25 protein-coding genes and 2 tRNA genes are annotated in these 25553 nt (G+C 64.6%); 20 read left to right on the forward strand and 7 right to left on the reverse strand.

Going from position 1 to position 25553, the window contains the following annotated elements:
- Positions 1-31: 31 nt before the first annotated feature.
- From RBJ75_RS19915 to RBJ75_RS19950, 8 genes are all read left to right on the forward strand, one after another.
- Positions 32-808, forward strand: a complete 777-nt coding sequence (locus RBJ75_RS19915) for a CheR family methyltransferase (RefSeq protein ID WP_411194529.1) — start codon at positions 32-34, stop codon at positions 806-808.
- Entirely contained in the window at positions 805-1188 is a 384-nt protein-coding gene (locus tag RBJ75_RS19920) for a response regulator (RefSeq protein ID WP_044418936.1), read from the forward strand. Before RBJ75_RS19915 ends, RBJ75_RS19920 begins: the two co-directional genes overlap by 4 nt.
- Complete coding sequence (locus RBJ75_RS19925; protein WP_276156232.1) at positions 1188-3344, forward strand: chemotaxis protein CheA; 2157 nt, start codon at positions 1188-1190, stop codon at positions 3342-3344. The genes RBJ75_RS19920 and RBJ75_RS19925 overlap by 1 nt, the downstream gene beginning before the upstream one ends.
- Entirely contained in the window at positions 3341-3583 is a 243-nt protein-coding gene (locus RBJ75_RS19930; RefSeq protein ID WP_044410142.1) for a hypothetical protein, read from the forward strand. The genes RBJ75_RS19925 and RBJ75_RS19930 overlap by 4 nt, the downstream gene beginning before the upstream one ends.
- A gap of 77 nt (positions 3584-3660) precedes the next feature.
- Entirely contained in the window at positions 3661-4044 is a 384-nt protein-coding gene (locus RBJ75_RS19935) for a response regulator transcription factor (RefSeq protein ID WP_044410144.1), read from the forward strand.
- A gap of 2 nt (positions 4045-4046) precedes the next feature.
- On the forward strand, positions 4047-4697 hold the full coding sequence (locus tag RBJ75_RS19940) for a chemotaxis protein CheC (protein WP_152647693.1): 651 nt from the start codon (positions 4047-4049) through the stop codon (positions 4695-4697).
- Between the two features lie 9 nt (positions 4698-4706).
- Complete coding sequence (locus RBJ75_RS19945; protein WP_044410149.1) at positions 4707-7049, forward strand: PAS domain S-box protein; 2343 nt, start codon at positions 4707-4709, stop codon at positions 7047-7049.
- A gap of 244 nt (positions 7050-7293) precedes the next feature.
- Positions 7294-7566 carry a hypothetical protein gene (locus RBJ75_RS19950; protein ID WP_152647694.1) on the forward strand — a complete coding sequence of 91 codons (273 nt, stop codon included), beginning with the start codon at positions 7294-7296 and terminating at the stop codon, positions 7564-7566.
- An 82-nt stretch (positions 7567-7648) separates the two neighbouring features.
- Here the strand turns inward: RBJ75_RS19950 and RBJ75_RS19955 are convergent.
- A tRNA-Ser gene (locus RBJ75_RS19955) sits at positions 7649-7738 on the reverse strand.
- Positions 7739-7948: 210 nt separating this feature from the next.
- Positions 7949-9130 carry an ROK family protein gene (locus tag RBJ75_RS19960; RefSeq protein ID WP_044410158.1) on the reverse strand — a complete coding sequence of 394 codons (1182 nt, stop codon included), beginning with the start codon at positions 9128-9130 and terminating at the stop codon, positions 7949-7951.
- 322 nt (positions 9131-9452) lie between these two features.
- Here RBJ75_RS19960 and rplU point away from each other — a divergent pair, with 322 nt between their 5' ends.
- From rplU to RBJ75_RS19980, 4 genes are all read left to right on the forward strand, one after another.
- Positions 9453-9845: a 50S ribosomal protein L21 gene (rplU, locus tag RBJ75_RS19965; RefSeq protein WP_044410161.1), complete on the forward strand. Its 393-nt coding sequence runs from the start codon at positions 9453-9455 to the stop codon at positions 9843-9845.
- 80 nt (positions 9846-9925) lie between these two features.
- The gene (gene rpmA, locus RBJ75_RS19970; RefSeq protein WP_044410152.1) at positions 9926-10198 is read left to right on the forward strand and encodes a 50S ribosomal protein L27; all 273 of its coding nucleotides are present in this window, start codon (positions 9926-9928) and stop codon (positions 10196-10198) included.
- 132 nt (positions 10199-10330) lie between these two features.
- Complete coding sequence (locus RBJ75_RS19975; protein ID WP_044410155.1) at positions 10331-10921, forward strand: GNAT family N-acetyltransferase; 591 nt, start codon at positions 10331-10333, stop codon at positions 10919-10921.
- Between the two features lie 171 nt (positions 10922-11092).
- Positions 11093-11266 carry a hypothetical protein gene (locus RBJ75_RS19980; protein ID WP_160297931.1) on the forward strand — a complete coding sequence of 58 codons (174 nt, stop codon included), beginning with the start codon at positions 11093-11095 and terminating at the stop codon, positions 11264-11266.
- A gap of 98 nt (positions 11267-11364) precedes the next feature.
- Here RBJ75_RS19980 and RBJ75_RS19985 read toward each other — a convergent pair whose 3' ends face one another.
- Positions 11365-12285: a DMT family transporter gene (locus RBJ75_RS19985; protein ID WP_044410412.1), complete on the reverse strand. Its 921-nt coding sequence runs from the start codon at positions 12283-12285 to the stop codon at positions 11365-11367.
- 160 nt (positions 12286-12445) lie between these two features.
- Between RBJ75_RS19985 and obgE the strand changes: the two genes are divergently transcribed.
- The 4 genes from obgE to RBJ75_RS20005 all read left to right on the forward strand — a co-directional run bounded on the left by obgE (position 12446) and on the right by RBJ75_RS20005 (position 16731).
- On the forward strand, positions 12446-13492 hold the full coding sequence (obgE, locus tag RBJ75_RS19990; protein WP_044410415.1) for a GTPase ObgE: 1047 nt from the start codon (positions 12446-12448) through the stop codon (positions 13490-13492).
- 216 nt (positions 13493-13708) lie between these two features.
- Positions 13709-14839 carry a glutamate 5-kinase gene (gene proB / locus RBJ75_RS19995; RefSeq protein WP_044410418.1) on the forward strand — a complete coding sequence of 377 codons (1131 nt, stop codon included), beginning with the start codon at positions 13709-13711 and terminating at the stop codon, positions 14837-14839.
- Positions 14840-15000: 161 nt separating this feature from the next.
- Positions 15001-15429, forward strand: a complete 429-nt coding sequence (locus tag RBJ75_RS20000; protein ID WP_044418065.1) for a secondary thiamine-phosphate synthase enzyme YjbQ — start codon at positions 15001-15003, stop codon at positions 15427-15429.
- A gap of 3 nt (positions 15430-15432) precedes the next feature.
- The gene (locus RBJ75_RS20005; protein ID WP_044418063.1) at positions 15433-16731 is read left to right on the forward strand and encodes a RuBisCO large subunit C-terminal-like domain-containing protein; all 1299 of its coding nucleotides are present in this window, start codon (positions 15433-15435) and stop codon (positions 16729-16731) included.
- 523 nt (positions 16732-17254) lie between these two features.
- Here RBJ75_RS20005 and RBJ75_RS20010 read toward each other — a convergent pair.
- Entirely contained in the window at positions 17255-18337 is a 1083-nt protein-coding gene (locus tag RBJ75_RS20010) for a hypothetical protein (RefSeq protein ID WP_044418491.1), read from the reverse strand.
- 356 nt (positions 18338-18693) lie between these two features.
- Positions 18694-19470 (reverse strand): B12-binding domain-containing protein, encoded by a 777-nt coding sequence (locus RBJ75_RS20015; RefSeq protein ID WP_234707538.1) that lies wholly within the window; start codon positions 19468-19470, stop codon positions 18694-18696.
- A gap of 807 nt (positions 19471-20277) precedes the next feature.
- Here RBJ75_RS20015 and RBJ75_RS20020 point away from each other — a divergent pair.
- On the forward strand, positions 20278-21060 hold the full coding sequence (locus RBJ75_RS20020) for a HAMP domain-containing protein (protein ID WP_044418495.1): 783 nt from the start codon (positions 20278-20280) through the stop codon (positions 21058-21060).
- Between the two features lie 237 nt (positions 21061-21297).
- Here the strand turns inward: RBJ75_RS20020 and RBJ75_RS20025 are convergent.
- A tRNA-Gly gene (locus RBJ75_RS20025) sits at positions 21298-21372 on the reverse strand.
- 279 nt (positions 21373-21651) lie between these two features.
- On the opposite strand from RBJ75_RS20025, the gene trxA reads away from it, so the two are divergent.
- The 3 genes from trxA to RBJ75_RS20040 all read left to right on the forward strand — a co-directional run bounded on the left by trxA (position 21652) and on the right by RBJ75_RS20040 (position 23703).
- Positions 21652-22569, forward strand: a complete 918-nt coding sequence (gene trxA, locus RBJ75_RS20030; RefSeq protein ID WP_276156234.1) for a thioredoxin — start codon at positions 21652-21654, stop codon at positions 22567-22569.
- 92 nt (positions 22570-22661) lie between these two features.
- Complete coding sequence (locus RBJ75_RS20035) at positions 22662-23336, forward strand: LON peptidase substrate-binding domain-containing protein (protein WP_044416693.1); 675 nt, start codon at positions 22662-22664, stop codon at positions 23334-23336.
- A 175-nt stretch (positions 23337-23511) separates the two neighbouring features.
- Positions 23512-23703 (forward strand): Trm112 family protein, encoded by a 192-nt coding sequence (locus RBJ75_RS20040; protein ID WP_044416695.1) that lies wholly within the window; start codon positions 23512-23514, stop codon positions 23701-23703.
- Positions 23704-24179: 476 nt separating this feature from the next.
- Here the strand turns inward: RBJ75_RS20040 and RBJ75_RS20045 are convergent, their stop codons facing one another.
- On the reverse strand, positions 24180-25400 hold the full coding sequence (locus RBJ75_RS20045; protein ID WP_276156235.1) for a ubiquinone biosynthesis hydroxylase: 1221 nt from the start codon (positions 25398-25400) through the stop codon (positions 24180-24182).
- Positions 25401-25553: the final 153 nt, after the last annotated feature.

Genomic DNA, 25553 nt, shown 5'->3' on the forward strand with positions numbered 1-25553 from the left:
ACTCGCTGAATTCCTGTACCGGCGTACCGGAATGGTTTTCAATGAGAGCAAGCGCTATTACGTCGAGCGCCGGATCATGGACCGGATGGCGGCAACTTCAAATGCCACCTTTGCCCACTACTTCATGTTTCTTCGCGGCGAGACCGGTAACGAGGTCGAGCATTTCATCAACGCGTTCACCGTCAACGAGACCTACTTCTATCGCGAAGACCATCAGCTGGAATGTCTGGTTCGCGACCTGCTGCCGCAGCGCGTGCGCGGCCGACGCAGAGGCGAACCGATCCGGATCTGGTCGGCGCCATGCTCGACCGGCGAGGAGCCCTATTCGATCGCGATCTGGCTGCTGGAGAACTGGCCACAGGTCGACGCCTACGACATCGAAATCGTCGGCTCGGATATCGATACCGAAGTGCTCGACGCCGCCGCAATCGGCATCTACGGCAAGCGCGCTTTGATGCGACTGGCGCCCGACATCGTCGCAAAATACTTCCGCCGGCTCGATGACCAGCACTGGCAGATCCTGGAGGACCTGCGGGATTCCGTTCAGTTCTCCCGCGTCAACATCATGCAGTCGCGCGAGACCCGGCCGCAGGGGCGCTTCGACATCATCTTCTGCCGCAACGTGCTGATCTATTTCGACGACGAGTCGCGCCGGCTGGCCGCAGAGAACCTGTTCGAGAATTTGCATCCGGGCGGCTATATCTGTCTCGGTCACACCGAGTCGATGAGCCGGATCTCGCCGCTGTTCGAGGTGTGCCGGTTTTCGGATGCGATCGTGTACCGGCGCCCCGTGGAGGATCGCACATGACCGCCGGACCGAAACGCGTCCTGATCGTCGACGACGCCACCCTGGTGCGGGCCTATTACCGCCAGGCGCTGGAGCGGGCCGGCTATGAGGTCGACGAGGCCATGAACGGCCTCGAAGGCCTGGAAAAGATACTGATGCAACCGTTCGATCTGGCGATCGTCGACGTCAACATGCCGCAGATGGACGGCATGACGTTCATCCGAACGCTGCGCGGCAAGGAGCTGCCGACCTCGGCCATCCCCACCCTCGTCACCAGCACGGAGGCCGGAGAGCAGGACGTCGCTGCGGCCCGCGTCGCCGGGGCGAATTATTATCTGACCAAGCCGATCAGCCAGGACCGCCTGATCGAGCACGTCGTGCTGCTGTGCGGTGCGGCGTGATGGATGAATTCGTCGAACAATTCCTGATCGAATCGCGCGAGCTGGTCGAGCAGGGTACCGCCGCGCTCGCCGCGCTCGAACAGGGTAGCGACGCCGGGCGCGAGATCGACAGCCTGTTTCGCGCCATCCACACCCTGAAGGGCGCCGCCGGCATCGTCGATTTCGACGCGATGGGCCGGGCGCTGCACGCCGTCGAAGGGCGCCTATCGGAACTGCGTTCGTCGACGCAACCGCCGCCGCCCGGTTTCGTCAGCGATTGCTATGTCTGCCTCGACCAGGTCACCCGCTGGCTCGACGAGATGCAGCTCACCGGCGAGCCGCCGAAACAGGCCGAAGCGGCCGCCGATGACATTGTCGGCCGGTTTACCGGCGCGGCGCCAGCCCTGGCGACGCCGCCGGATCAGGGCTGGCTGGAGCGATTGCGCGCGGCGCATCCCGCGGAGGCGGCCGCGAGCCGCTCGGCGTTTTTTTATTGTCCGGCGGACGATGCCTTCTTCCGCGGCGAGGATCCGCTTGCGCTGGCGGCGACGGTGCCGGGCGTTGCGGGGCTCGACCTGTCGCTGGGCGCCGATACCGCGCTTGAAGACTTCGATCCCTTCAGCTGCGCGATCCGTATCGCGGCATTTTCGAGCGCGCCGGTGCCTGAATTGCAGCGGCTGTTTCACGAGGTGATCGATCAGATAGAGATCGTGGCGTTGGGCGATGCCCCGGCCGGCGACGGCGAACTCTCGGCGACCGCACGCGCGCTTCTGGAGGCGCAGATCCTGTTGCTCGACAGCAACGAGCCGGGCGGCCGTGCCGGCCGGATCGGATCGGCGGGCAAGATTGCGCTCAATATCCTGCAACTGGCCGGCATTGCCGCCGCGTCCGCCGTCGCGCAGGCGCTGGCCGGACCCGAGGGCAGTGCCCGTGAGGCGCTGATCGCTGCCATCAAGGACGTGTTGCACCCACCGCCACAGGTCGACGCTCCGCTCACGCCAGCCACGGCGATGCGGTCGTTGCGGGTCGACCTCGACCGCATCGACGCGCTGGTCAATCTGACCGGCGAATTGATGGTGGTGAAGAATGCGATCGGTCACGTCGCCGGGCAGGCCCAGGCTTTGGAGACCAAGTCGGTCGGACTGGAGTTGCGCAAGCAGCACGACCTGCTGGAGCGCCTCGTCGGGCAATTGCAGCGCGCCGTGCTCGAGGTGCGGGTCTTGCCGCTGCGGCACGTGTTTCAGCGCTTTCCGCGGCTGGTGCGCGAGATCTCCGCCACGCTCGGCAAGCCGGTCAGGTTCGTCATCGAAGGCGAGGCGACCGAGGCCGACGCGACGGTGGTCGAAAGCCTGTTCGAGCCGCTGCTGCACGTGCTGCGCAACGCGATCGGGCACGGCGTCGAAGACCCGGCGGGCCGTGCCGCGGCAGGCAAGGCCGCGGTCGCCACGGTCACGCTGCGGGCGAGCCGGCGGCTTGAGAACGTCGTCGTCGAGGTCGAGGATGATGGTCGCGGCATCGATATCGCCCGGGTTCGTGACACCGCGCTCGCGCGGCGGATCGTCACCACGGACGCCCTCGCGGCGATGAGCGAACAGGACATCGTGGCGCTGATTTTTGCGCCGGGCTTCTCCACCGCGGCGGAAGTGACCGGGTTGTCGGGGCGCGGCGTCGGCATGGATGCCGTCAAGACGGCGGTCGAGCGGATCGGCGGCGGCGTCGCGATCGACAGCCGGCCCGGGCAGGGGACGGTCATTCGACTGAACCTGCCATTCTCGGTGATGATGACGCGGGTGATGACGGTGGAGGTCGCCGGTCAATCATTCGGCCTGCCGCTCGATGCCGTGGTCGAGACCGCGCTGGTTCCACGCGAGGCCATCGTCGCGGTCGGAGCCGGACGCGCCGTCGTGTTGCGCGACCGCACGCTGCCCGTGCTTGATCTGACGGTCGAGCTGGGGCTGCCGGAGCCGGCCGCGGCGGCAGACGAGGTCCGCATCGTGGTGATCGCCGCCAGCGACCAGCTCGGGGCCATCGCGGTCGACCGGGTGGGTGGCCGCATGGATGTGATGCTGAAGCCGATGGAAGGGCTGTTGCAGGGGATGGGCGGCGTCGCCGGTACGACCTTGATGGGGGACGGTCGGGTGCTCGTTGTCCTCGATGTACAGGAACTGTTCATATGACGGTCGCTATGCGACAGGGAGTTATTGTTCTCGAGGGCACCTGTCCGGCCGGCGACGCCGAGGAACTGCTGCAGCTGCTGCTTTCGGCCACCGCCAATGTCGACTGGCGGACATGTGATGCGGCGCATACCTCGGTCATTCAGGTATTAATGGCGGCCGGATGCCGCATGATCGGGCCTCCCCGCGGCGAGGTTCTCGCCTCGATCGTCGCGCCCGCATTGTCCCGCGGGCGGGAATAAATTCTGGCTTCCCGTGCCTAGCGGGACATGCGAAACACCAGCAATACGTCCGCAAACGGACGAAGACGGAAGAATTCATGCCCTACAAGCTCTTGATCGTCGATGACAGCAAACTGGCCCGGATGTCGGTCGCTAAGGCGATGAAGGCGCTTTATCCGGACTGGACGCGGGTCGAGGCGGCCAATGCCGACGAGGCGTTGGCGCTGTCTGGCGATGCCGCCTTCGACGTTGCCCTGCTCGATTTCAACATGCCAGGCCGCGACGGGCTCGAGCTGGCGATCGAGCTGCAAAACGCCCATCCGAAATTGCCGATTGCGATCATTTCGGCCAATCACCAGGATGAGATCGTCGCCCGCGCCGCCGCGATCGGGGCGGTGTTCCTGCCAAAGCCCCTGACCGAAGCCGCGTTGTCCAAATTTTTGCTGACAGCGCTCCAACAACTTGAATCGGCCAAGCGATGACCATGACGGCGCCATCGCTGCTCAACGATCTGCAACTCGATGCACTGACCGAACTGGTCAATATCGGCGTCAGCCGGGCCGCGACCAATTTGCGCGAGATGGTCGGCGCGCAGGTGCACTTGTCGGTGCCGACGGTCGAACTGGTGACGCGCGGCCGTGCGATCGCCATCCTGGCGGAGCGCGAGAGCGACAACCTGGTCGCTGTGCATCAGGTGTTCGAGGGCGATATCGGCGGCCGCGCGCTGCTGATCTTTCCGGAAACCAAAAGTCTCGAGCTGGTTCGCGCCATCACCGGCGGCGATCTTCCGCTCGAGGACATCATCGAACTCGAGCAGGAGGCGTTGGCCGAAACCGGCAACGTGCTGCTCAACAGCTGCCTGGCGACCATCGCCAACATGTTGCATCGCAGCCTGAAGATGTCGCTGCCGGAAGTGCTACGCGGCAATGCCGCGACATTCTTCAGCCTTGTGCCGCCGGAAGCCGACGACATCGTGCCGCCGCCGGAAGCCGGCGACATCGTGATGTTCCTCTACATCACCTTCGCGGTACGCGAACGCGACATCAGCGGCTACATCGCCATGATCATGGACATGCCGTCGCTGACGGCGCTCACTCAATTGCTCGACGAGTTCATCGAACGAACAGCAGGCTGACCCACGCCGATGTCCGAGCTTGACCAGGGGCTGTTGAAGGCGGCGCTGAACGCGCTCGATGCAGGCATCGCGATCCTCGATCATTCCGGTCGCGTGATCGGCTGGAACGACTGGCTGGTATCGGCCAGCGGCATCGCTTCCGCCGATGCCGCCGGCAAGTCGCTGTCGGAGATCTTTGGCACGGCGCTGTCGAACCGGTTGATGACGGCGATCACCGATGCGCTGACGCTGAATTCATCCGGCTTCCTCACCCATTCGCTCAATCCCAAGCTGTTTCCGTTCCGCACCCGGGCGGGACTGCCGATGCTGCAGAACGTCACCATCCGCCCGCTGGGGACGTCGGCGGAATCGCGCTGCCTGATCCAGGTCGTCGACGTGACCGGCGCCGCGCATCGCGAGAAGGTGCTGCGCGAGCGCCAGAATGCCCGCTACGACGCCGTGGTCGAAAGCGCGCCCGACGCGATCCTGACGCTCGACGCCGCGGGGGTGGTGCGCTTCGCCAATCCGTCCGCGGCGCGCGAAATCGGTTACCCGCCGCAGGACCTGGTCGGACAGCCGCTCGGCATTCTGTTTGACGATGCAACGGAATGGGACGCGCTGCTGGGCCGCGTGCTGAACGGCGAGAGCTCGGGGCGCCCGATCGAGCTGCTGGCGCGACGCAAGGATGGCACCGATACGCGGCTGGAGATTTCGGCTTCCCGATGGGTCAGCGCCGGGCGTTTTCTCATCACCGCGATCCTGCGCGACGTCAGCGAGCGCCATGCCGCCCAACAGGCGCTTCAGGCGCTCAATCTCACCCTGGAAAAGCGCGTCGCCGAGCGCACCCAGGAGCGCGATCAGGTCTGGCAGGTCAGCCAGGACATGCTCGGCGTCGCCGACGTCAACGGCATCTGGATCAGCGTCAACCCGGCATGGCAGCATACGCTGGGGTGGATGCCCGAAGATATCCGGGGCAAGACGCTGGCCTGGCTGCAGGAGCCGGCCGAGGGCATCAGCAGCCTGGAGCAGTTTGTCCAGCTCGCCGCGACCGAGCAGACTTTTCATTTCGAGAACAGCCTTCGCACCCGTGACGGTGAGTACCGCGTGCTGTCGTGGACGGCGGTTCATGCCGAGGGGCTGATCTATTGCGTGGCGCGCGACATCACCGAGCAACGGCGCCAGCAGGAGGCGCTGCTCAAGGCCGAGGACGCGCTGCGGCAGTCGCAGAAGATGGAGGCGGTCGGACAGCTCACCGGCGGCCTCGCCCATGACTTCAACAATCTACTGACGGGCATTTCCGGAAGCCTGGAACTGTTGCAGTTGCGGATCTCGCAGGGCCGCCACAAGGACGTCGAGCGCTATATTTCGACCGCCCAGGGCGCGGCCAACCGCGCCGCGGCGCTGACGCATCGGCTGCTGGCGTTTTCGCGCCGGCAGACGCTCGATCCGAAGGCGACCGACATCAACCGTCTGATCGCCGGCATGCGCGACCTGATCGACAACACGGTCAGCCCGGCGATCGAGACGCGGATCGTCGAGTCTGCCTCGCTTTGGACAACGCTGGTCGATCCCAACCAACTCGAAAATGCCCTGCTCAACCTGTGCATCAACGCGCGCGACGCCATGCCGGACGGCGGCAGCCTGACGATCGAGACGCAGAATCATGCGTTCGATTCCGTCTCGGCTCAGATCCTCGAGATTCCGGCGGGCGACTATGTCGGTCTTTCAGTCCTGGATTCGGGCACGGGAATGAATGAAGAGGTGATGCAGCGCGCCTTCGATCCTTTCTATACGACCAAGCCGCTGGGGCAGGGGACCGGGCTCGGGCTGTCGATGATTTACGGCTTTGCCAAGCAATCGGGCGGCCAGGTGCGAATTACCTCGAAGGTCGGCGTCGGCACCAAGGTCGAGATTTTCCTGCCGCGTCACGATCAGCTTGAAGCCGCGCTCGATTCGGCCGCCGATATCTCGCATTCGCCGCGGGCGCGGGCCGGCGAAACCGTCCTGATCGTCGATGACGAGCCGTCGGTTCGCATGCTGATCACCGAGGTGCTGGCCGAGCTCGGCTACACCTCGATCGAGGCGTCCGAAGGCTCGAGCGCACTTCGCGTGTTGCAGTCGGACGTCCGGATCGATCTGCTTGTCACCGATGTCGGCCTGCCCGGCGGCATGAACGGACGCCAGCTGGCCGATTACGGACGCATCGCCCGACCGGAGCTGAAAGTCCTGTTCATCACCGGCTATGCCGAGAAGTCCGTGCTGGGCGGCGAACAGATCGAGGACGGCATGAGCATTTTGACCAAGCCGTTCGCTATGGAAGGCCTCGCCACGCGGATCAAGGAGTTGATCGCGCTCAACGCGACGACTCACTGAGGCGGGACAGGCTCGTCAACGCGTTTGGATAATCGGATAATCGACTCGAATGTCGTTTCGATCATTACGAGGCAATACTAAACGACGGCATCGCGGCTGCGCTGATTAGGCTTGAAAAGCATTGGGGTTAGCCAAGAGTTTTCGATTTGTCGTCGGCACGGTAAAGGTCAGTTGCCGTTTATAGCCCTATGCAACAAACTCAGGCCATCTCTGCTAGGCGTCTAAAATTTGGGGGAAACAAAAAATGCGTGCTTTGCTGATCTTTCCGATTTTTGCCGCGTTGGCGGGCTGTGCAGGTTCTCCGGTCGGTGACGCTATGGCGGGGCCGGAGAAGCTTGCCGCGCAAGATGATGCTTATTGCCAATCCATCGGTGCAGCCAAAGGAACCCCGCAGTACACAGACTGCCGGTTGCGTGTGACACAGATGCGAGAGACCAAGCACAACACGGCGCGAGCGGCAGCAATGAGTGGCGGCGTGGTTTGCAACCGAATAGGGGCGACGACGATATGTGACTGAGGAGACTTGGGGACTGATTTGGGGGCCTCGCGCAAGTCACAATACAAAAGTAGAGCAATTTCAACAAATTAGATCAGTAGACTGGCGGAGAGGGAGGGATTCGAACCCCCGATAGGCTTGCACCTATGCCGCATTTCGAGTGCGGTGCATTCGACCACTCTGCCACCTCTCCGCGGTGCCGAAACAGGCCGTCTCCGGTCTGGGGTCGGGCGAAGTTCTAGGCGAGGCGAGGCGAACAGACAAGGCGCGGATGGTCGGATATTTTGCCGACGCGCAATCGGGCGGCGATTGGCCACGGCGACGCTATGGCCCGCCAACGCGCCCGGCCAGCCACGCGGGCCGCCGCAGCGGCCCGGACGGGCTCACAGCCGCGGGCGCGGGCTCAATCCTTGTCCTTCTTGTCCTTTTCGCCGGCTTTGGCTTTGTCCTTGCCGTTTTCCTTGCGGTTTTCCTTCTCTTTCTCTTTGCCCTTGTCCTCTTTGTCCTTGTCCTTTTTGGGCGTGTCGGCCGGCTTGCGGTTGGTGAAGCGGGCGTTGCCGAGGCCGGTGCCGATGGTCAGCACCCCCCAACGCTTGAATTCCTGCATATAGGGGACCTCGCTGAGGCCCTGGGCGACGCCGTCATTGTGCATTAGCACCGCGGTATCGTGCTGGCCGATCGTTGGAATCCCCTCGATCAGCGCGCCAGGCAGGTGAAAACGGCTGCTTTCCCAATTGCCCGGCAGGTTTTGCGCGCCTTTTTCGATCGAGCCGTCGGCATTGATCACGCCGGGGCAGGAGATGCCGATGAAGGGCGCCAGCTTGAAGCCCTCGTCTTCGGCGGCGGCGATCAGCTCCTTCAGCATCTTGATCAGGCGCTTGACCGCACCCTCCCGGGTCGGCTCGTCGTCGGCATGGCGCCACAGGCTGGATTTCCACACCGAGGCCTTGGACAGGTCCGGCGCTTTCTTCCAGCCGGTCTCGACCACGCCGCAGCGAATGTTGGAGCCGCCGATATCCACCGCCAGGATGCTGTCATGGCCCTCGAAGATCCAGGACGGCGCCAGATGCAGGCAGCCGATCAGCCCGGCCTCATCGGGATGAAACCGGATCGGCACCAGTCCGACCTTCAGCCCCTCGGCTTTCAGGATGAGGTCGGCGCGCGCGATCGCCAGTTCGCCGATCCGGCCCTGGCGAAAGCCGCCGCCGACCACGATCGATTCGGTGTCGGCCCAGGCCTTGGTCTTGAGAAAGCGCCGCGTCACATAGGCCAGTTCCTGGGCGAAATCCTCGATCGCGCCGTGCACCAGCGCCGCGGCCGCGACATCGTCGCCGTTCAGCACCTCGCTGAGCTGGGTCTTGCCGATCTCGTCAGTCGACATCTTGCCGAACGGATCGTCGCCATTCTTGCGCAGCGGCTTGCGCCAGCCCTCGAGAATGCGCTGAAACGCCCCCTTGCTGGCGCGATCGCCAAGAAAGCCGTCCTCGTCCTTCAATTCGATATTATAGCTGTCGACATCCACCGAAGGCAGCCGCGTGGCGCCGTGGCTGGCGATTCCGGTTTTGGTCGATGTGTCCTCGGTCATTTGGCTTGCCCCGTTGAATTTGCGCGGGACAACATTCGGGGAACCGGTTTGTTCAAAGCCGCCGCGCGGCCCGGCCAATTGGCAAAACCCCGCCAAATCCCGGCGTTTCCGGCGCCGCCTGGCTTGACTCCGGGCCGTGGCGGGCTATAAGTCCCGCACCCGGCGCAGGAAATCCTCGCGCCGATTGTTTTTGCGCGGCCGGCGGCAACGACCCCGACCAAGCAGGAATGTCGCGGCGGTTCACGCCGCAACCCATCAAGACTGAACAAGAAGCCGGCCCGGACGCATCCGAGGCCGGGATCGAACACGAAGGATGAAAACGATGTTCGCAGTCATCAAGACCGGCGGCCGGCAATACCGCGTCGTCCCGGATGATGTGCTCGAGATAGGCAAGATCGACGGCGACGTCGGTACGATCATTCAGCTCGGCGACGTGCTGGTGCTTGGCGGTGATACGCCGGTGCTGGGCCTGCCGATGGTGGAAGGCGCCACCGTTGCGGCCGAGGTGCTGCAGCACAAGCGCGGCCCCAAGGTGATTTCGTTCAAGAAGCGCCGCCGCAAGAATTCCAAGCGCAAGCGTGGTTATCGCGACGAGCTCACGGTGTTGCGCATCACCGAGATCCTCGCCGACGGCAAATCGCCGACCATCGGCCCGCGCCCGAAGCGCGAGAAGCCGGTCGCCGCCGCGCCCGTCGAGGATGCCGACGACGAGTGACGCGACGAGCGTGACAAAACGTGAAATGATTCCGTCAGGGAATTGATCTAGACAAGTTTACGGAAGTTTGGAGACGGGCCATGGCTCACAAAAAAGCAGGCGGTTCATCGCGCAACGGTCGTGACTCGGCCGGCAAGCGACTCGGGATCAAGGCCTATGGCGGCGAATTGGTGATTCCCGGCAATATTATCGCGCGCCAGCGCGGCACCACGTGGCATCCCGGCCTCAATGTCGGCATGGGCACCGATCACACTTTGTTCGCCAAGGTCGAAGGTCACGTCGAATTTCGCGCCAAACGCAACGGCCGCACCTTCATTTCTGTACTCCCGCGTGCAGTCGAAGCGGCCGAATAGACGGTGGATCACATTCGTGTCCGCCGGGTCCTGTTGAACCGGCGGAGCACCTGAAGGCTCCAAGGGGGAGGCGGGAAACCAGCCTTCCCCTTTTTCGTTGCGCGTCGCATCGAACGTCCCCAGGAGCCCGCCATGTTGCAAGAAATCCCCACCTCCTCGCCGAGAGAGCCGAGTAGCTGCGTCCTCGAGACCGAACGGCTGACACTGCGCAAGCCGGCACTCGCGGACGTAAAAGCCATCGCCCATCTGGCCAATGACCGCCGCGTCGCCGAGATGACGAAGCGGCTGCCGCATCCCTATACGCGCCACGACGCGACAAGCTTCATCGAGGCTTTGGCGCAGAGCAACAACGAAACCGTGTTCGTGATCGAGCAGGAGTGGCGGCTGATCGGCATGGTCGGCGTTGACTGGCGCGAGCCCGACGCGCCGGAGCTCGGCTATTGGCTCGGTACGCCGTTCTGGGGCCATGGCTTCGCCACCGAGGCCGCGCGCGCCGTGATTGATTTCACCTTCGAGGAATTCTCGGTCGGCCAGCTGATTTCCGGCGCCCGGGTCGCCAATCCGGCGTCGCGCAATGTGCTGGAGAAGTGCGGCTTCCAATGGACCGGCGTCGAGCTGCACCGCTTCGAGGCGCTGGGCTCCTCGACCCCGGTGGACCGATTCCGGCTGAGCCGCGGTGTGTGGTCCTCGCTGCGAAACTGGAGCGCCTCGACCAGGCGGTGAGGCGGCGGCCCGCAAGGGCCGGCGCGACCGCCGGCCGGGCCAGCGTCGATTGCGCGCAATTTGCGCGCAATCCGTTAGCCAAGGCGCAACCAAGCCGGCTGTTGCTGGTAACCGACCGAGTACGCAGCCTGATCGGCCCGAGCTACGAGCATCTCCGCACAGGAGATTCAGATGTCGAACCGATCCATCCTCGCCATGCTCAGAAACGAGACGTTCAGCGAAGGCGGCCACCACATCGTCGATAGCGCGCCAGCCGCACGGGCGCCGCAACCCGAGCGACGCCAGCCGCCGGCGCCGCCGGCGAACGACGAAGCCGGGCAGTTGAGCTTCGCCTTCGCCAGTTAGAGCGTTTTCGAGCGAAGTGGATACCGGTTCGCGTAAAGAAAACGCGTCAAAACAACAATCTAGAGCTCCGGTTCTGATCTATCAGAACCGGAATTGCTCTAGCTAACATTCGCCGGCGCGGCGGCCCGGGCGGCGGCGTCCTTCTGCTCGCGCATGAAGATATAGAGCCCCGCGCCGATGATGATGGCGACGCCGACCAGGGTGGCGGCCGACGGCACATCGCCGAACACCAGATAGCCGAACAGCACCGCCCAGAAGATCATCGAATATTGATACGGCACCACCACGCTGGCGGGCGCCAGCCGTAGCGAGCGGTTGACGCATAGCAGCGCCGCCACCGACACCACGCCGGCGATCGCAAACAGGCTGAGATCCGGCAGGCTCGGCGTGATCCATTGCGACGGCGCCAGGATGGCGCCGAGCGCGAAGGTGCCGAGGAATTGCTGCGAGGCCAGCACCATGTCGGGCGTGCTGCGCAGCGAACGGGTGAGCAGCAGCAGCGCTGCGAACAGCATGCTGGCGGCGAGCGCGATCAGCGCCGGCCAGCTGACGCTCTGCGCCGAGGGCTGCAGCGCGATCAGCACGCCGCCAAACCCGACCAGGATCGCGATCCAGCGCGCCCGGTCGACCTGTTCGCGCAGGAACAGCGCCGAGCCGAGCGACACGAACAAAGCGGAAGCGAGGTAATAGGTGATGACGTCGGCGAGCGGCAGATAGGCCGCGGCGAGAAAGAACGCCGCCACTTCCAGCGACGAGATCACGATCCGGGCCAGTTGCAGCCAGGGCCGGTCCAGCGTCCGGAACGCGGCGCGCTGGTGCCAGATCAGCGGCGCCAGCACCACCAGCCCGGCCGCGGCGCGCAGCAGCAGCAATTGGCCGACCGAATAGCGCGACACCACAACTTTGCCCAAGGCGTCGCCGAAGGAAAACAGCAGCATCGCCGCCAGCATCAGCACGATGCCGGCCAGCCGCGCGCTGCGCGGATCCGCCCCGGTCGATATTTTCGCCAGCAGCCCCATATATGGCTCTTGTGATGTGTTGAGATCGGATTGGTTAACCGCGACGCGGCTGCTTCAGGGCACGTTGTCGGTAGCAACAAGGCCCGCAAATGCGGGCTTTTCTCGCACTGCCGGCGATCAAATGGTTGCCGCGACCACGCTCAAGCGATACGGATAGGCCATGAAATTCCTCGATGAAGCCAAGGTTTATATCCGCTCCGGCGACGGCGGCAACGGCTGCGTGGCGTTTCGCCGCGAGAAGTATATCGAGTTCGGCGGGCCCAGCGGCGGCAATGGCGGCCGCGGCGGCGACGTCATCATCGAGGTCGCCGACGGCCTCAACACGCTGATCGATTACCGCTATCAGCAGCATTTCAAGGCCCAAAAGGGCACTAATGGCATGGGCAAGGACCGCCACGGCGCCAATGGCAAGGATATGGTGCTGAAAGTCCCGGTCGGAACCCAGATCTTCGACGACGACCGCGAGACCCTGATCCACGATTTCACCAGGCTCGGCGAGCGCTTCGTGCTGGCCGAGGGCGGCAATGGCGGCTTCGGCAACGCCCATTTCAAATCCTCGACCAACCGCGCGCCGCGCAATGCCAATCCCGGCCAGACCGGCGAGGAGCGCTGGATCTGGCTGCGGCTGAAGCTGATCGCCGACGCCGGACTGGTCGGCCTGCCGAATGCCGGCAAATCGACGCTGCTGTCCGTGGTCAGCGCCGCCAAGCCGAAGATCGCCGACTATCCGTTCACCACGCTGCATCCGCAGCTTGGCGTGGTCGATATCGACAGCCGCGAATTCGTGCTGGCCGATATTCCGGGCCTGATCGAGGGCGCCCATGAGGGCGCCGGGCTCGGCGACCGCTTTCTCGGCCATGTCGAGCGCTGCCGGGTGCTGCTGCATCTGATCGACGCCAGCTGCGAACACGCCGGCAAGGCCTACAAGACGGTACGTACCGAATTGATGGCCTATGCGGGCGATCTGACCGACAAGGTCGAGATCGTGGCGCTGAACAAGATCGACGCGGTCGAGCCGGACGAATTGAAGAAACAGAAGGACCGGCTCAAGCGCGCCGCCAAGAAGACCCCGCTGCTGATCTCCGGCGTCACCGGCGACGGCGTCAAGGACGCTTTGCGCGCGCTGGTCGCGGTGATCGACGAGGCGCCGGTGTCCGACAAGGCCAAAGCCGCCGCGGCCGAGCCATGGGCGCCGCAGAACGTGTAATTGAGTTTGCTGTCGGGCAGATGCGCTTCGTATATGAGGAATCGTCATTCCGGGGCGTGAGCACTTGCGAACGAGCCCGGAATCCATACCCCCTGGCAGATGTGGGATCGACGGTATCGCCACAACGCGATACTGCGGCGTATGGATTCCGGGCCTGCGCTGCAACAGCCGCACATCCCGGAATGACCAACGATGGGTTGTCCGAGTAGCGCTGTCATGTCCCACCCCGAACTGAAGAATTTCCGCCGCATCGTGGTCAAGGTCGGCTCCTCGTTGCTGATCGATTCGGCGGCCGGCGAGGTGCGGGAGGCGTGGCTGGACGCGCTCGCCGCCGACATCGCCGAATTGCATCTGCATGGCCGCGACGTGATGATCGTGTCGTCGGGTTCGGTCGCGCTCGGCCGCAGCCGGCTGAAATTGCCGCGCGGTCCGCTCAAGCTCGAGGAAAGCCAGGCCGCCGCCGCGGTCGGCCAGATCGCGCTGGCGCGGACCTGGTCGGAGGTGCTGGGCGCCCACGGCATCGGCGCCGGGCAGATCCTGGTGACGCTGCAGGACACCGAGGAGCGGCGGCGCTATCTCAACGCGCGCTCCACCATCGCCAAGCTGCTGGAATGGCGGGTGGTGCCGGTGATCAACGAGAACGACACCGTCGCCACCAATGAAATCCGTTATGGCGACAATGACCGGCTGGCCGCCCGGGTCGCCACCATGACCAGCGCCGACCTGCTGATCCTGTTGTCCGACATCGACGGGTTGTACACCGCGCCGCCGGGCGCCAATCCGGATGCGCGGCTGATTCCGATCGTCGATTCGGTCAGCGCCGAGATCGAGGCGATGGCGGGGGCCGCCGAATCCGAATTGTCGCGCGGCGGGATGCGGACCAAGATCGAGGCCGCCAAGATCGCGACCTCCGCCGGCACCCATATGCTGATCGCCTCGGGCAAGATCGAGAACCCGCTGAAGGCGATCGCCAATGGCGGGCGCTGCACCTGGTTTCTCACGCCCGCCAATCCGGTGACGGCGCGCAAACGCTGGATCGCGGGATCGCTGGAGCCGCGCGGGACGCTGACCATCGACGCCGGCGCGGTGAAGGCGCTGCGCGCCGGCAAGAGCCTGCTGCCGGCCGGGGTGATCAGGATCGACGGCCAGTTCGCCCGCGGCGACGCGGTGCTGGTGCGCGGACCCGATGCGCGCGAAATCGGCCGCGGCCTGGTCGCCTATGACGCCGACGCCGCCGACAAGATCAAGGGCCACTCCTCGCCCGACGTCGCGGCGATCCTCGGCGTCAGCGGCCGCGCCGAGATGATCCACCGCGACGACCTGGTCGTCGGCTCGCTGCCGGGCTGAGCCCGCCATCCGGCCAATTGCCTGGTCCGGAGCGTCGCGATATCAATCAGTACGGACGGCCGGGACCGTGTCCCGGATCTAGATTTTTGTTTTGACGCGTTTTCTTCACGCGAACCGGTACCCACTTCGCTCGAAAACGCTCTAGGGTGCTGGGTGGACCGATGCAAATTCTGCGACACCGGATCGAGCTGGCAACGCTGGCGCCGATCCAGATCATCGACCTCACCGAGCAGGTCCGTGGTTTCGTCGCCACCAGCGGGGTCCGACACGGCCTCGTCACTGTGAGCTGCCTGCACACCACCGCGCGGATCAATGTCAATGAGCGCGAGCCGCAGCTGCAGCGCGACATGCTGACATTTCTGAAGCGGCTGGTGCCGCGCGACGGCGATTACCTGCACAATCTCGAACCGATCGACGGCCGCGACAACGCCCATTCGCATCTGCTCGGCCTGTTCATGAATTCCTCGGAGACGATCCCGCTGGCCGATGGCGCGCTGATGCTGGGCGAGTGGCAGTCGATCTTCTTCATCGAGCTCGACGGCCCGCGCGAGCGCCGCGGCGTCGAGCTGCAGATTTTGGGGAATGGCTAGACCATGACGCCAGACGATATCGCCGGCTTCTATGCCACGCGGGCCGAGCTCAATCCCGAGGACTACATCGAGCTCGATTTCGATTTCGAATGCGCCGGCGATCCGCGCGAGGCGGCGGCGCATCTGTGTAGCGAGCAGTCGACCGCGCAATGGCGCCGGGTCGGCATCGACGAGGATTTCCGGCCGCGCTTTGCCGCCAAGGTGTTGGAGCTGCAATCGGAGCCACGGCCGGGCGGGTTCAGCATCGCGGTGGAGTGCGCGGCAAAGGGCGAGGTCCATGCGGTGCGCGTCACCATCGCGCATCCGCACGGCAATTTCGGCGCCAAGATTCCCAATCTGTTGTCGGCGGTATGCGGCGAGGGCGTGTTCTTCTCGCCCGGCATTCCGCTGATCCGGCTGCAGGACATCAGGTTTCCGAACACCTATCTGGAAGCGTTTCAGGGCCCGCAATTCGGCGTCGCCGGCCTGCGCGAGATATTGCAGGCATTCGGCCGGCCGATCTTTTTCGGCGTGATCAAGCCGAATATCGGGCTTTCGGCGGAGCCCTTCGCCGAGCTCGGCTATCAGAGCTGGCTCGGCGGGCTCGACATCGCCAAGGACGACGAGATGCTGGCCGATGTCGACTGGTGTCCGCTGGCCGAGCGCGCCGCGGCACTCGGCGACGCCCGCCGCCGCGCCGAGGCCAAGACCGGGGTGCCGAAGATTTATCTCGCCAATATCACCGACGAGGTCGATCGGCTGATCCCGCTACACGATCTAGCGGTCGCCCGCGGCGCCAATGCGCTGCTGGTCAATGCGATGCCGGTGGGGCTGAGCGCGGTGCGGATGCTGCGCAAGCACGCCAGCGTGCCGCTGATCGCGCATTTTCCGATGATCGCGGCGTTCAGCCGGCTGGCCGGCTACGGCATCCATTCGCGGGTATTCACACGGCTGCAGCGGCTCGCGGGATTCGACGTGGTGATCATGCCGGGCTTCGGGCCGCGGATGATGACGCCGGAGCACGAGGTGCTGGATTGCGTGCGCGCCTGTCTGGAGCCGATGGGGCGGATCAAGCCCTGCCTGCCGGTGCCCGGCGGCAGCGATTCGGCGGCGACGCTGGAAGGCGTGTATCGCAAGGTCGGCAGCGTCGATTTCGGCTTCGTGCCCGGTCGCGGCGTGTTCGGCCATCCGATGGGTCCGGCCGCCGGCGCCGCCAGCATCCGCCAGGCCTGGGACGCGATCGCCAGCGGCATCGCGGTCACCGACCATGCCGCCAGCCACGACGAATTGCGCTTGGCTCTGGCGACATTCGGCGGCCGCTGATGCGGCTGTGATATGGCCGAAGCGCCGCCGCATCGGCAGCGCGCTCCCTCTCCCATGGGGAGAGGGTTGGGGTGAGGGGGTACGACCCCTCGATAGTCCAAAACCCCTCACCCGGATTGCTGCGCAATCCGACCTCTTCCTATGGGAGAGGTGAAGTCCAAGTCGAGGCAGCTTACTTCCGGAACATTGACCGGCTGCTACTACTCGAAGCGCCTCCGCGCCGGCGACGCGCTCCCATCAGGCTCGCCGGCAGCTACGAGCCGAAACGCCGCCCCACCGGCAGCGCGCTCCCTCTCCGGTGGGGAGAGGGGTGGGGTGAGGGGGTACGACCTCTCGTTAGTCCAAAACCCCTCACCCGGATTGCTGCGCAATCCGACCTCTCCCTATGGGAGAGGTGAAGCCGGAATCTTGCGGCAAGGAACGGTGCTGAGCAAGATTTCGGGTTCACTCGCAGTTGACGCTGCTCGCGCCCCGGAATGACCAAATCCTTGGTTTCGGGCGCAGCAACTCACCGGCAAAGTGCCTAGCGCGGCAATTCGGTCAGCTTGATAATCACGGCGCTGCGCTGGCCCTCGGTGGCTTGGCCGTCGCGATAGATTCCGAGCGGATCGAACAGCACGGCGTTTTCGCTATCGCTGGTCACGCTCCATTGGTCGGCGAGCAGCGATGGCGTGTACTTGTTGTCGGCCAGCAGGTCGGCGCCGAAGGCGGCCTTGCGCTGCAGCCCGGCCGGCAACGCATAGAACAATTCACGGCTGGCGGCCTGGGTCGACGACAGGCCGGACAGATCATTGGCGCGGCGGATCAAGCCGTCCCAAAAACCCTGCGCCGCGCGCTGGCTGCCGATCACATAGTTCAACGGTCCGTTGGCCGGGCCGACATCGCTGAGATAGATGACCAGCTCGAGCAGGTTGGAGGTCGCCGCGATATGAAAGCCGTCGCAGGGCGAGGCCTCGACGGCGACATCGGCGAAGGGACTACGCGGATCGGCCTTGTCGTTGATCTGCGCGGCGATGTGGCCGACGCCGACCGGGCGTTTCAGATAGGCGCTGGCGGCCTCGATCAGGCCGGCGTCGGCGGCGGTCTGATTGAACCATTTGTAGATCTCGGCATGGACCAAGGGGTCGAGCCACAGCCGACCCTGGTCGAGATCGGCGGCCCGGGCGGCGAGCTTGGCTTCGAGGGTGGCGAAATGCGGCGCCAGCAAAGTGCGGATTTCGCTGACCTGATCGGCGGCAAGGCGCAGGCCGGTGGCGCCGTCGCGCTGCAACGGCGCGAGGAGATTGGCGCCGCGCTCGGTTTTCGGCGTAAACGCGCTGCCAGCGCTGAGCCGGCCCAAGCGCTGCAGGATGATCAGCCGCAGATAGGTCGGCAGGCCGCGCAGGATCGCGATGAATTTGTTGGAGGTGCCGGCTGGGCGCGGCAAGTGCTCGATATCGACCAGGCGCCGCGCCAGCGTCAGGATGAAGCCGTAGCCGAAATACACGATCGCCTTCAGCCGCGCGCCCAGCTGCGGCATCGGCAGGACGCGCCCATAGGCCGGATGCGCGTCGTAGTCGATCACCGGCAGATGATCGAACTGATAGGATTTTCCGTCGGATCGCATGTATCGCCCCTCTTTAACGCCATGAGCAGGTAGCATAGACGCCGATGCGGATATGGGGGAGGCTGCTGTGAGCGAGATGGCCACCGGCCACGGCTCGCGCGATAGCGCTGCCCACCGCCACGATTGTCCGGCGCAGCGACCGCGGCGCAATGCGAGGTCCTAACGCGTTGCCACGCATTGACCTTGGTCAAAACCTAAAAGCCGAGATGTTGATGGCACGGCGCAACGACCGCGAGCAGATCGGCTCGCGGCACACGATCATGGCGTGCGCGGCATCATGCCGCGTGTGGCGGGCGGATGTCACTTGGTCGAAGGTCTTGCCGCGACGGGGACGTCGCTGGGGAGTCGTCCGCGGCTCAGATCCAGGCGAAATTCGCCGGCATCCGGGTGATGCGCTTGAGCAGCGCGCGGTTGATGCAGCGTGCGACCTGCTGACCGGATATATTGCTGCCGTCGGCGCCGACCTGTTCGCAGGCTTCGGGTCTCTCGCTGAACAGCCGACCGCTGACGACGACCGCGAGCGCCGGGTTGCGGGAGGCGCGACGGGCGAGGCGAATGGTTTCCGCCATCCGCGGCGCCCAATGTTCCCGACGCAACGCCGGACTGAGCGACAGATTGAGCGCATCATAGGAGGCGTTGGCGACGAGGTCTTGCAGCGCGCGATCAGTGGCCGGGAATTCGCAGGCCACATTCCAGCCGGCCTGGCGCAGCATTTCCGAATTGAGCGTGGCGCAGAACGAATGCGGCTCGCCGGGCTGGGAGACCAGCAGCGCGCTGCGCGGCTGCGCGGGCGGCAGCGGCACCGACAGATGGTCGAAGCTGATGCGCCGAATCGCCGTCTGCAAATGGCACAGACCGATCGAGACCTCGAACTCGCTGCAGAAATCGTCGCTCCAGAGGTCGCCGAGCTTGCGGGCGGTCGGCTCGAACAGATCGGTGAACAGCGCGGCGGGAGATGCGGCGTGGGTCCGCGCTTGATCGATGCGCTCGAACGCCTCGTCGAGGTCCGGGGCGATCAGCAGGCGTGCCAGATCCGCGGCGCGGACCCCCGACGCCGACCGCGGCGCGCGGACGGGCGGGCGGCGGACAAACAGATGCGGGATGACCGTCGAGACGATGCTTTCTGTTTGCACGGCACGCACTCGATCTGGTTGCCCTCGCATCGGAATCACTCGGTCTGACATTGGGTGAGCTGCCGAGGGGAAACAGCCCGGGTCGGACAGGGTGGCAAAACAGCTGTGCGGGATTCTGGATCCGTCGGAGCGCAACGGGCTCATGCGAGGGGTCGGTCGCCGCCGGTGAAGGGAGCCCTGGAATCGGGAGAGAGTCTTTGCTCTGGATCAAAAATCCGGGGTCGTGCGCGGGAACGCGAAATGGTTCCGTCCGCGCGGTCGCCAAAGCCTGCGACAGTTCGGCGCGGCTGCTACACAGGACAATTCTACCAGCTCGTGTGCCGCGCTGCTCCGGGGTGGCGAGTCGGATCTGACGGGTGCTGCGGCGACGCCTGCGGCAACTGGTATCTAGGTAGTAGAGGCGCCAGTTGGTAGTTGGCAACCGCTCCCCGGTCGATTGGTAGCAACGGATGGTGGGCTGCTCGTCTTTGTTTTGAATCAAACGAAGAGGCCGTTTACCAAGTATATTTACAGGGGTGCGAATCAGCGCAAAACTGAATCTGGGAATCGCACCAGGTTGAGCAACAGCCACGTTTAAACAAATGCTTAGGCGGGTTTTTGGCTTACCGGTGATTCGCGGTTCAAGGGGACGAATATGGTTCGTCGCCGATGCGCCGTTCGCGATTGTGGCGTGATGCGTATTCCGGGCTCACCGAACGGATTTTGGGCCGGAAATAATCTTTTCGTTAACCGTAAATAGTTAAGCGTCAGTGACGCTATTCACCTTAGGGGGCAAGCCGCCCTTATGAAGAAAGCTGGAGAACTACGATGCAGTTCGATCTCTCAAATCGCAGTCTAGCCCAGAAGATCTCGATTCTGGTGTTGGGAATAACCTTGGTCGTATCACTTGCGATCGGTGGCGTCGGCCAGCTGGTGCTGCAGAACGTCGCCGCCAACCAGGCCAAACATACCAGCAGCGTGGCCTCGCTGGATCGCCTGATTGGCCAGGGAGGCGCGATGCTGTCGCCAGTCCGGGCGGCTGACGGCCGGATTGTTGGTATGCTGGTGATGCAACAGGATGCCGGTGCGGCGGTCATTCCGGCATCGTTCGATGGTCAGGGCCTGGTGGTGAAGGCCGCCGAAACCGTGGTCGCTCCCGAGGCAGATTACGCGCTCGGCGCCGCCCATGTGATGTTGCTGTTGGCCGGGATCGCGGTGTTCGCGGTGGTGGCGTTGGTTGGAACCCGGATCAGCCGCGGCCTGCTGGCGCCGCTGGGCGAACTCGAAAAGGATATTGATCGGCTCGCGCAGGGCGATACCAGCGTGCGGATCCACGCCACGAACCGCACCGACGAGATCGGCCGGATCGCCCGCTCGGTCGCCAAGATCCAGGAGTCGCTGGTTGAACTGGCGCGCCTGAAGACCCAGAGGGTGGTCGCGGGCGGCACCAACCTGATGAATAATCTCAAGGAGCTGTGGGGCGACCTCAAAGGTGCGGTCCGCAATGCCAAGGAAATGATTGCCTCCGATGGTCAGACCATCGGCCAAAACCTAGCGCAGATGTGGCGAAACTGGCTGCATACCGGGTTGGGCATCCCCAGTAGAGCCTGAGGCCGGGCCGCGGCCGGGATTGGACCCCAAAATAGCGTGCCTCCTGATCTTCAAGGAGGCCCGCAATCGCCATCGCAATACCGAGGCGACGAAAACACCAAGACAACGAAACACCAAGACAACGAAACACCAAGACAACGAAAAGCCCGCGATCATCGCGGGCTTTTTTGTGTTCATCGTCGATTTCAGTTTTGTCGTCCGACCATCGTCGGGCAATTGCCAAGAATTGAGAAATTCTGGAGCGGGCGAAGGGATTCGAACCCTCGACCCCGACCTTGGCAAGGTCGTGCTCTACCACTGAGCTACACCCGCATCCGAGAGTTTGGCGGCGCAACGCACCGGCAACGCGCAGAGCTATGCCAAATGCCGCTGATGAATGCAACAGTGCCTTCGGCCGATTTCATGCAATTGCCAAAAACCTCCGCGCGGGCTCCGGGAACCAGCCAAACCGGCCGCGATATCAAGGCGATGCAGCCAGGAGGCGGAATTGGCCGGAGGGCCCGCGGGGATTGCAAATCCGGCTTTCGAGCGCCACTTAGGTCACGGGCCGTGCTACAACGGCGTTTTACCGGCATATTAGGCGAGGATCACGTGACGATATTGGAGCAGGGCGGCGCCGCAGCGCCACAGCCGAGCGATCTGATCAAGGACACGACGACGCAGAGCTTCGTCCAGGACGTGATCGAGGAATCCAAACGCCAGCCGGTGTTGATCGATTTCTGGGCGCCATGGTGCGGGCCCTGCAAGCAGCTGACGCCGCTGCTGGAGAAGGCCGTTCGCAACGCCAAGGGCAAGGTCCGGCTGGTCAAGATGAACATCGACGACCATCCGTCGATTCCGGGCCAGATGGGGATCCAGTCGATCCCGGCGGTGATCGCCTTCGTCAATGGCCAGCCCGCCGACGGTTTCATGGGCGCGGTGCCGGAAAGCCAGATCGCCGCCTTCATCGACAAGCTGACTGCCGGCATGCCGGGCGGCGAGCCGAGCGTCGAGGAGATTCTCAAGGAAGCAGAGGCTGTGTTCGCCGAGGGCGATCCGGCGGGCGCCGCGGCGATCTATGCCGAGGTGCTCAACGTCGATGCCGGCAGCATCCCGGCCTTGGCCGGTCTGGCGCGTTGCTATATGTCGACCGGCGCGATCGAACAGGCCAAGCAGACCTTGGCGCTGGTGCCGGAGGCCAAGCGCAGTGACGCCGCGGTGTCGGCGGTGCAGGCCAGCATCGATCTGGCCGAACAGGCCAGCGCGCTCGGCCCGGTTGCCGAGCTGGAGCAGAAGGTCGCCGCCGACCCGCTCGATCATCAGGCCCGCTTCGACCTCGCCACCGCGCTGAATGCCGCCGGCAAGCGCGCTGAGGCGACCGACCATCTGCTCGAGATCGTCAAGCGCGACCGCAAATGGGACGAGGACGGCGCCCGCAAGCAGCTGGTGCAGTTTTTCGAGGCCTGGGGGCCGACCGACGACGCCACCATCGAGGGCCGCAAGCGATTGTCGACGATCCTGTTCTCCTAGAGCGTGATCGCGAAAAGTGGATCCCGGTTTTCGGAAAAGATCATGCTCAGACAACAGACCAGAGCCCGCAACCCGCAGCACCGGAACCGCTGATGCCGATCAATGCCGACTATCGCGGGCCCGCTGACCTTCCCGAGGTGATTCCGGTTTTTCCGCTGCCCGGCGCGCTGCTGCTGCCGCGCGGCCAGATGCCGCTCAACATCTTCGAGCCGCGCTATCTGGCGATGGTGGATGACGCGTTGCGCGACGGCCACCGCCTGATCGGCATGATCCAGCCCGACGTGACGCATTCGCCCGACGCCGAGAAGCCGGCGCTGTTCCATGTCGGCTGCGTCGGACGCATTACCCAGCTCGCCGAGGCCGGCGATGGCCGCTACATCCTCGAGCTCACCGGCGTTGCGCGCTTCAAGGTCGCCGAGGAGCTGACCGCGATGACGCCCTATCGGCAATGCCGGGTGGATTACGCCCCCTATGTCGACGACTTCACCGCCCGCAAGGGCGAGGAGGAAGTCGACCGCGAGGCGCTGCTTGCGGTGCTGACCGATTTCCTCAAGGCCAACAATCTCAAGGTCGATTGGGACGGCGTCGAGAGCGCGCCGAACGAGGCGCTGGTCAATGCGCTGGCGATGATGTCGCCCTATGGGGCGGCCGAAAAGCAGGCGCTGCTGGAAGCGCCCGATTTGAAGACGCGGGCCGAGATCCTGATCGCGGTGACCGAAATGGATCTGGCCAAGAAGCGCACCAGCGGCGACCCGCCGTTGCAATAGGGATAGCGAGAATCCGAGGCCTCCCGGCGGCGGATTATTCCTTATCCGGCGTCATCGCCGGACTTGATCCGGCAATCCATCTCGGAAACAACAGGCGAGCCCGGAACCGGGCACGAGATCAAGACGCGCGTTTCCGGTCACGCCGGCGAACGCTTCGCCAAAGCAGGACGCCACGATGACGAACATGGACCGGCCCGAAGCCGTCGACCGCAAATTGCTGGAAATCCTGGTCTGCCCGATCACCAAGGGGCCGCTGGAATTCGACGCCAGCCGCCAGGAGCTGATCTCGCGCGGCGCCAAACTGGCCTACCCGATCCGCGACGGCATCCCGATCATGCTGCCGGAAGAAGCACGCAAGCTGGACTGAGGAAACCGCGCACGGCTCCTCATCGTGCACGGCCCCTCATCCTGAGGAGCGCGCCGATGGCGCGCGTCTCGAAGGATGAGGGTGTAGAATATTGGCGTCCGCCTCATGGTTCGAGACGGCGCAACAGCGCCTCCTCACCATGAGGCTACATAGCCGCGGCCCTCACAGCGCCGCAACATCCTCAAGCGTCATCCCCGCGACAGCGGGGACCCAGTACGCCGCAGCCTTCGTCGTTATCACCACCGCCCTGGAACACTGGGCCGCCCGCTTTCGCGGGTGGTGACAGGCAAGCGCGGGTCGCGGCTCACCGCACCGCGCGGGCGTGTGCTTATACCAAAGGCGTTTGGTTTCGACTCATCCACGCGTCATGGCCGGGCTTGTCCCGGCCATCCACGCCTTTGATCCGGCACGACTTTCCAGGCGTGGATGCCCGGCACAAGGCCGGGCATGACGAACGAGAGGCCGTGCCCTTGGTATTACAGCGCTTTGCCCTTGAGCAGCCGAGGGATTTCGCCGCCGAGGCCGGCGGCCTGGCGGATGAAGACTTCCTTGAGCGGCGGCAGCCGGTCGACGATGCCAAGCCCGATGTCGCGGACGTTACGCAGCAACGTCGACTTGTTGGAGAACAGCAGGTTCAGCGAATTGGTCGCCAGACCCATCGCCATGGTGTCGAAGCGGCGCCAGCGCTGGTAGTTTTCCAGCACGTCGGTCTGGCCCGGATCGATCCCGAGCCGCGCGGCGTCGACGATGGTCTGGGCCAGCGCGGCGACGTCCTTCAGCCCCATATTGAGACCCTGACCGGCGATCGGATGGATCACATGGGCGGCGTCGCCGACCAGCGCCAGGCGCTCGCCGATGAAGGATTGCGCCACGAAATAGCCGAGCGGAAACGCCTTGGGCTTATCCAGCGGCTTGACCTCGCCGAGCCGCAGCCCGAAGCGCTTTTCCAGCTCGGCGTGAAATTCATCGTCGGGCAGCGCGATCACGCGCGCCGCCTCGCTGCGGCTCTCGGTCCACACCAGCGACGAGCGGCGGCCGGTGAGCGGCAGGATCGCGAACGGGCCGGCCGGCAGAAAATGCTCCTCGGCGCAGCCCTTGTGATCGCGCTCATGGCTGACCGTGACGACGATGCCGGATTGATCATAGTCCCAGCCATAGGTGGCGATGCCGGCGCGCTCGCGCAGCTTCGACTTGGCGCCGTCGGCTGCGACCAGCAGGCTGGCCTCGATCACGCTGCCGTCGCCCAGCGTCACCGTCGTCGCCTCGGGCCGCGATTGGTAGCTGGTCACCGGCACCGGACGCAGGTCGATCCCGGCGGCCTCGGCATGGCGGGTCAGCGCGTCGATCAAATGCCGGTTCTCGACCATATGGGCGAAGGGTTCGCCGGGCTCGACCTGGCCCGCAAAGGTCAGGAACACCGGGCGGGTGGCGTCTTCCAGCGCCGAATCGGTCACCACCATGTCGAGGATCGGCTGCGCAGTGTCGGCGACTTCGTCCCAGACGCCGAGCACGTCGAACAGCCGCCGGCAGGCGGCGACGATCGCGGTGGCGCGCGGATCGCCAGACGGGCGCTGCGCCAGCGCCGGATCGGTAACGATGATCGGAATTTCAGGCCCGAGCCCCTGGCGCAACGCCAGCGCCAGCGCCAATCCGGCAAACGCCCCGCCTCCAATGACAATGCCTCGCTGTAGCGCCATGATACCGACCTTCACTCTTGCCAGCCCTCACTCTTGCAAGGCGATCGGAGCTGGGCGAAACAGGCGGCGGAACGGCGCCGCAACATCTGCTGCCAATCTATCAGACATCGAACGTGGTGTGAAACCGCCACCGTACCGAGGGAACCAGCCATG

It is taken from the genome of Rhodopseudomonas sp. BAL398, from assembly GCF_033001325.1.
In the GTDB taxonomy this organism is placed as follows: Bacteria; Pseudomonadota; Alphaproteobacteria; order Rhizobiales; family Xanthobacteraceae; genus JARJEH01.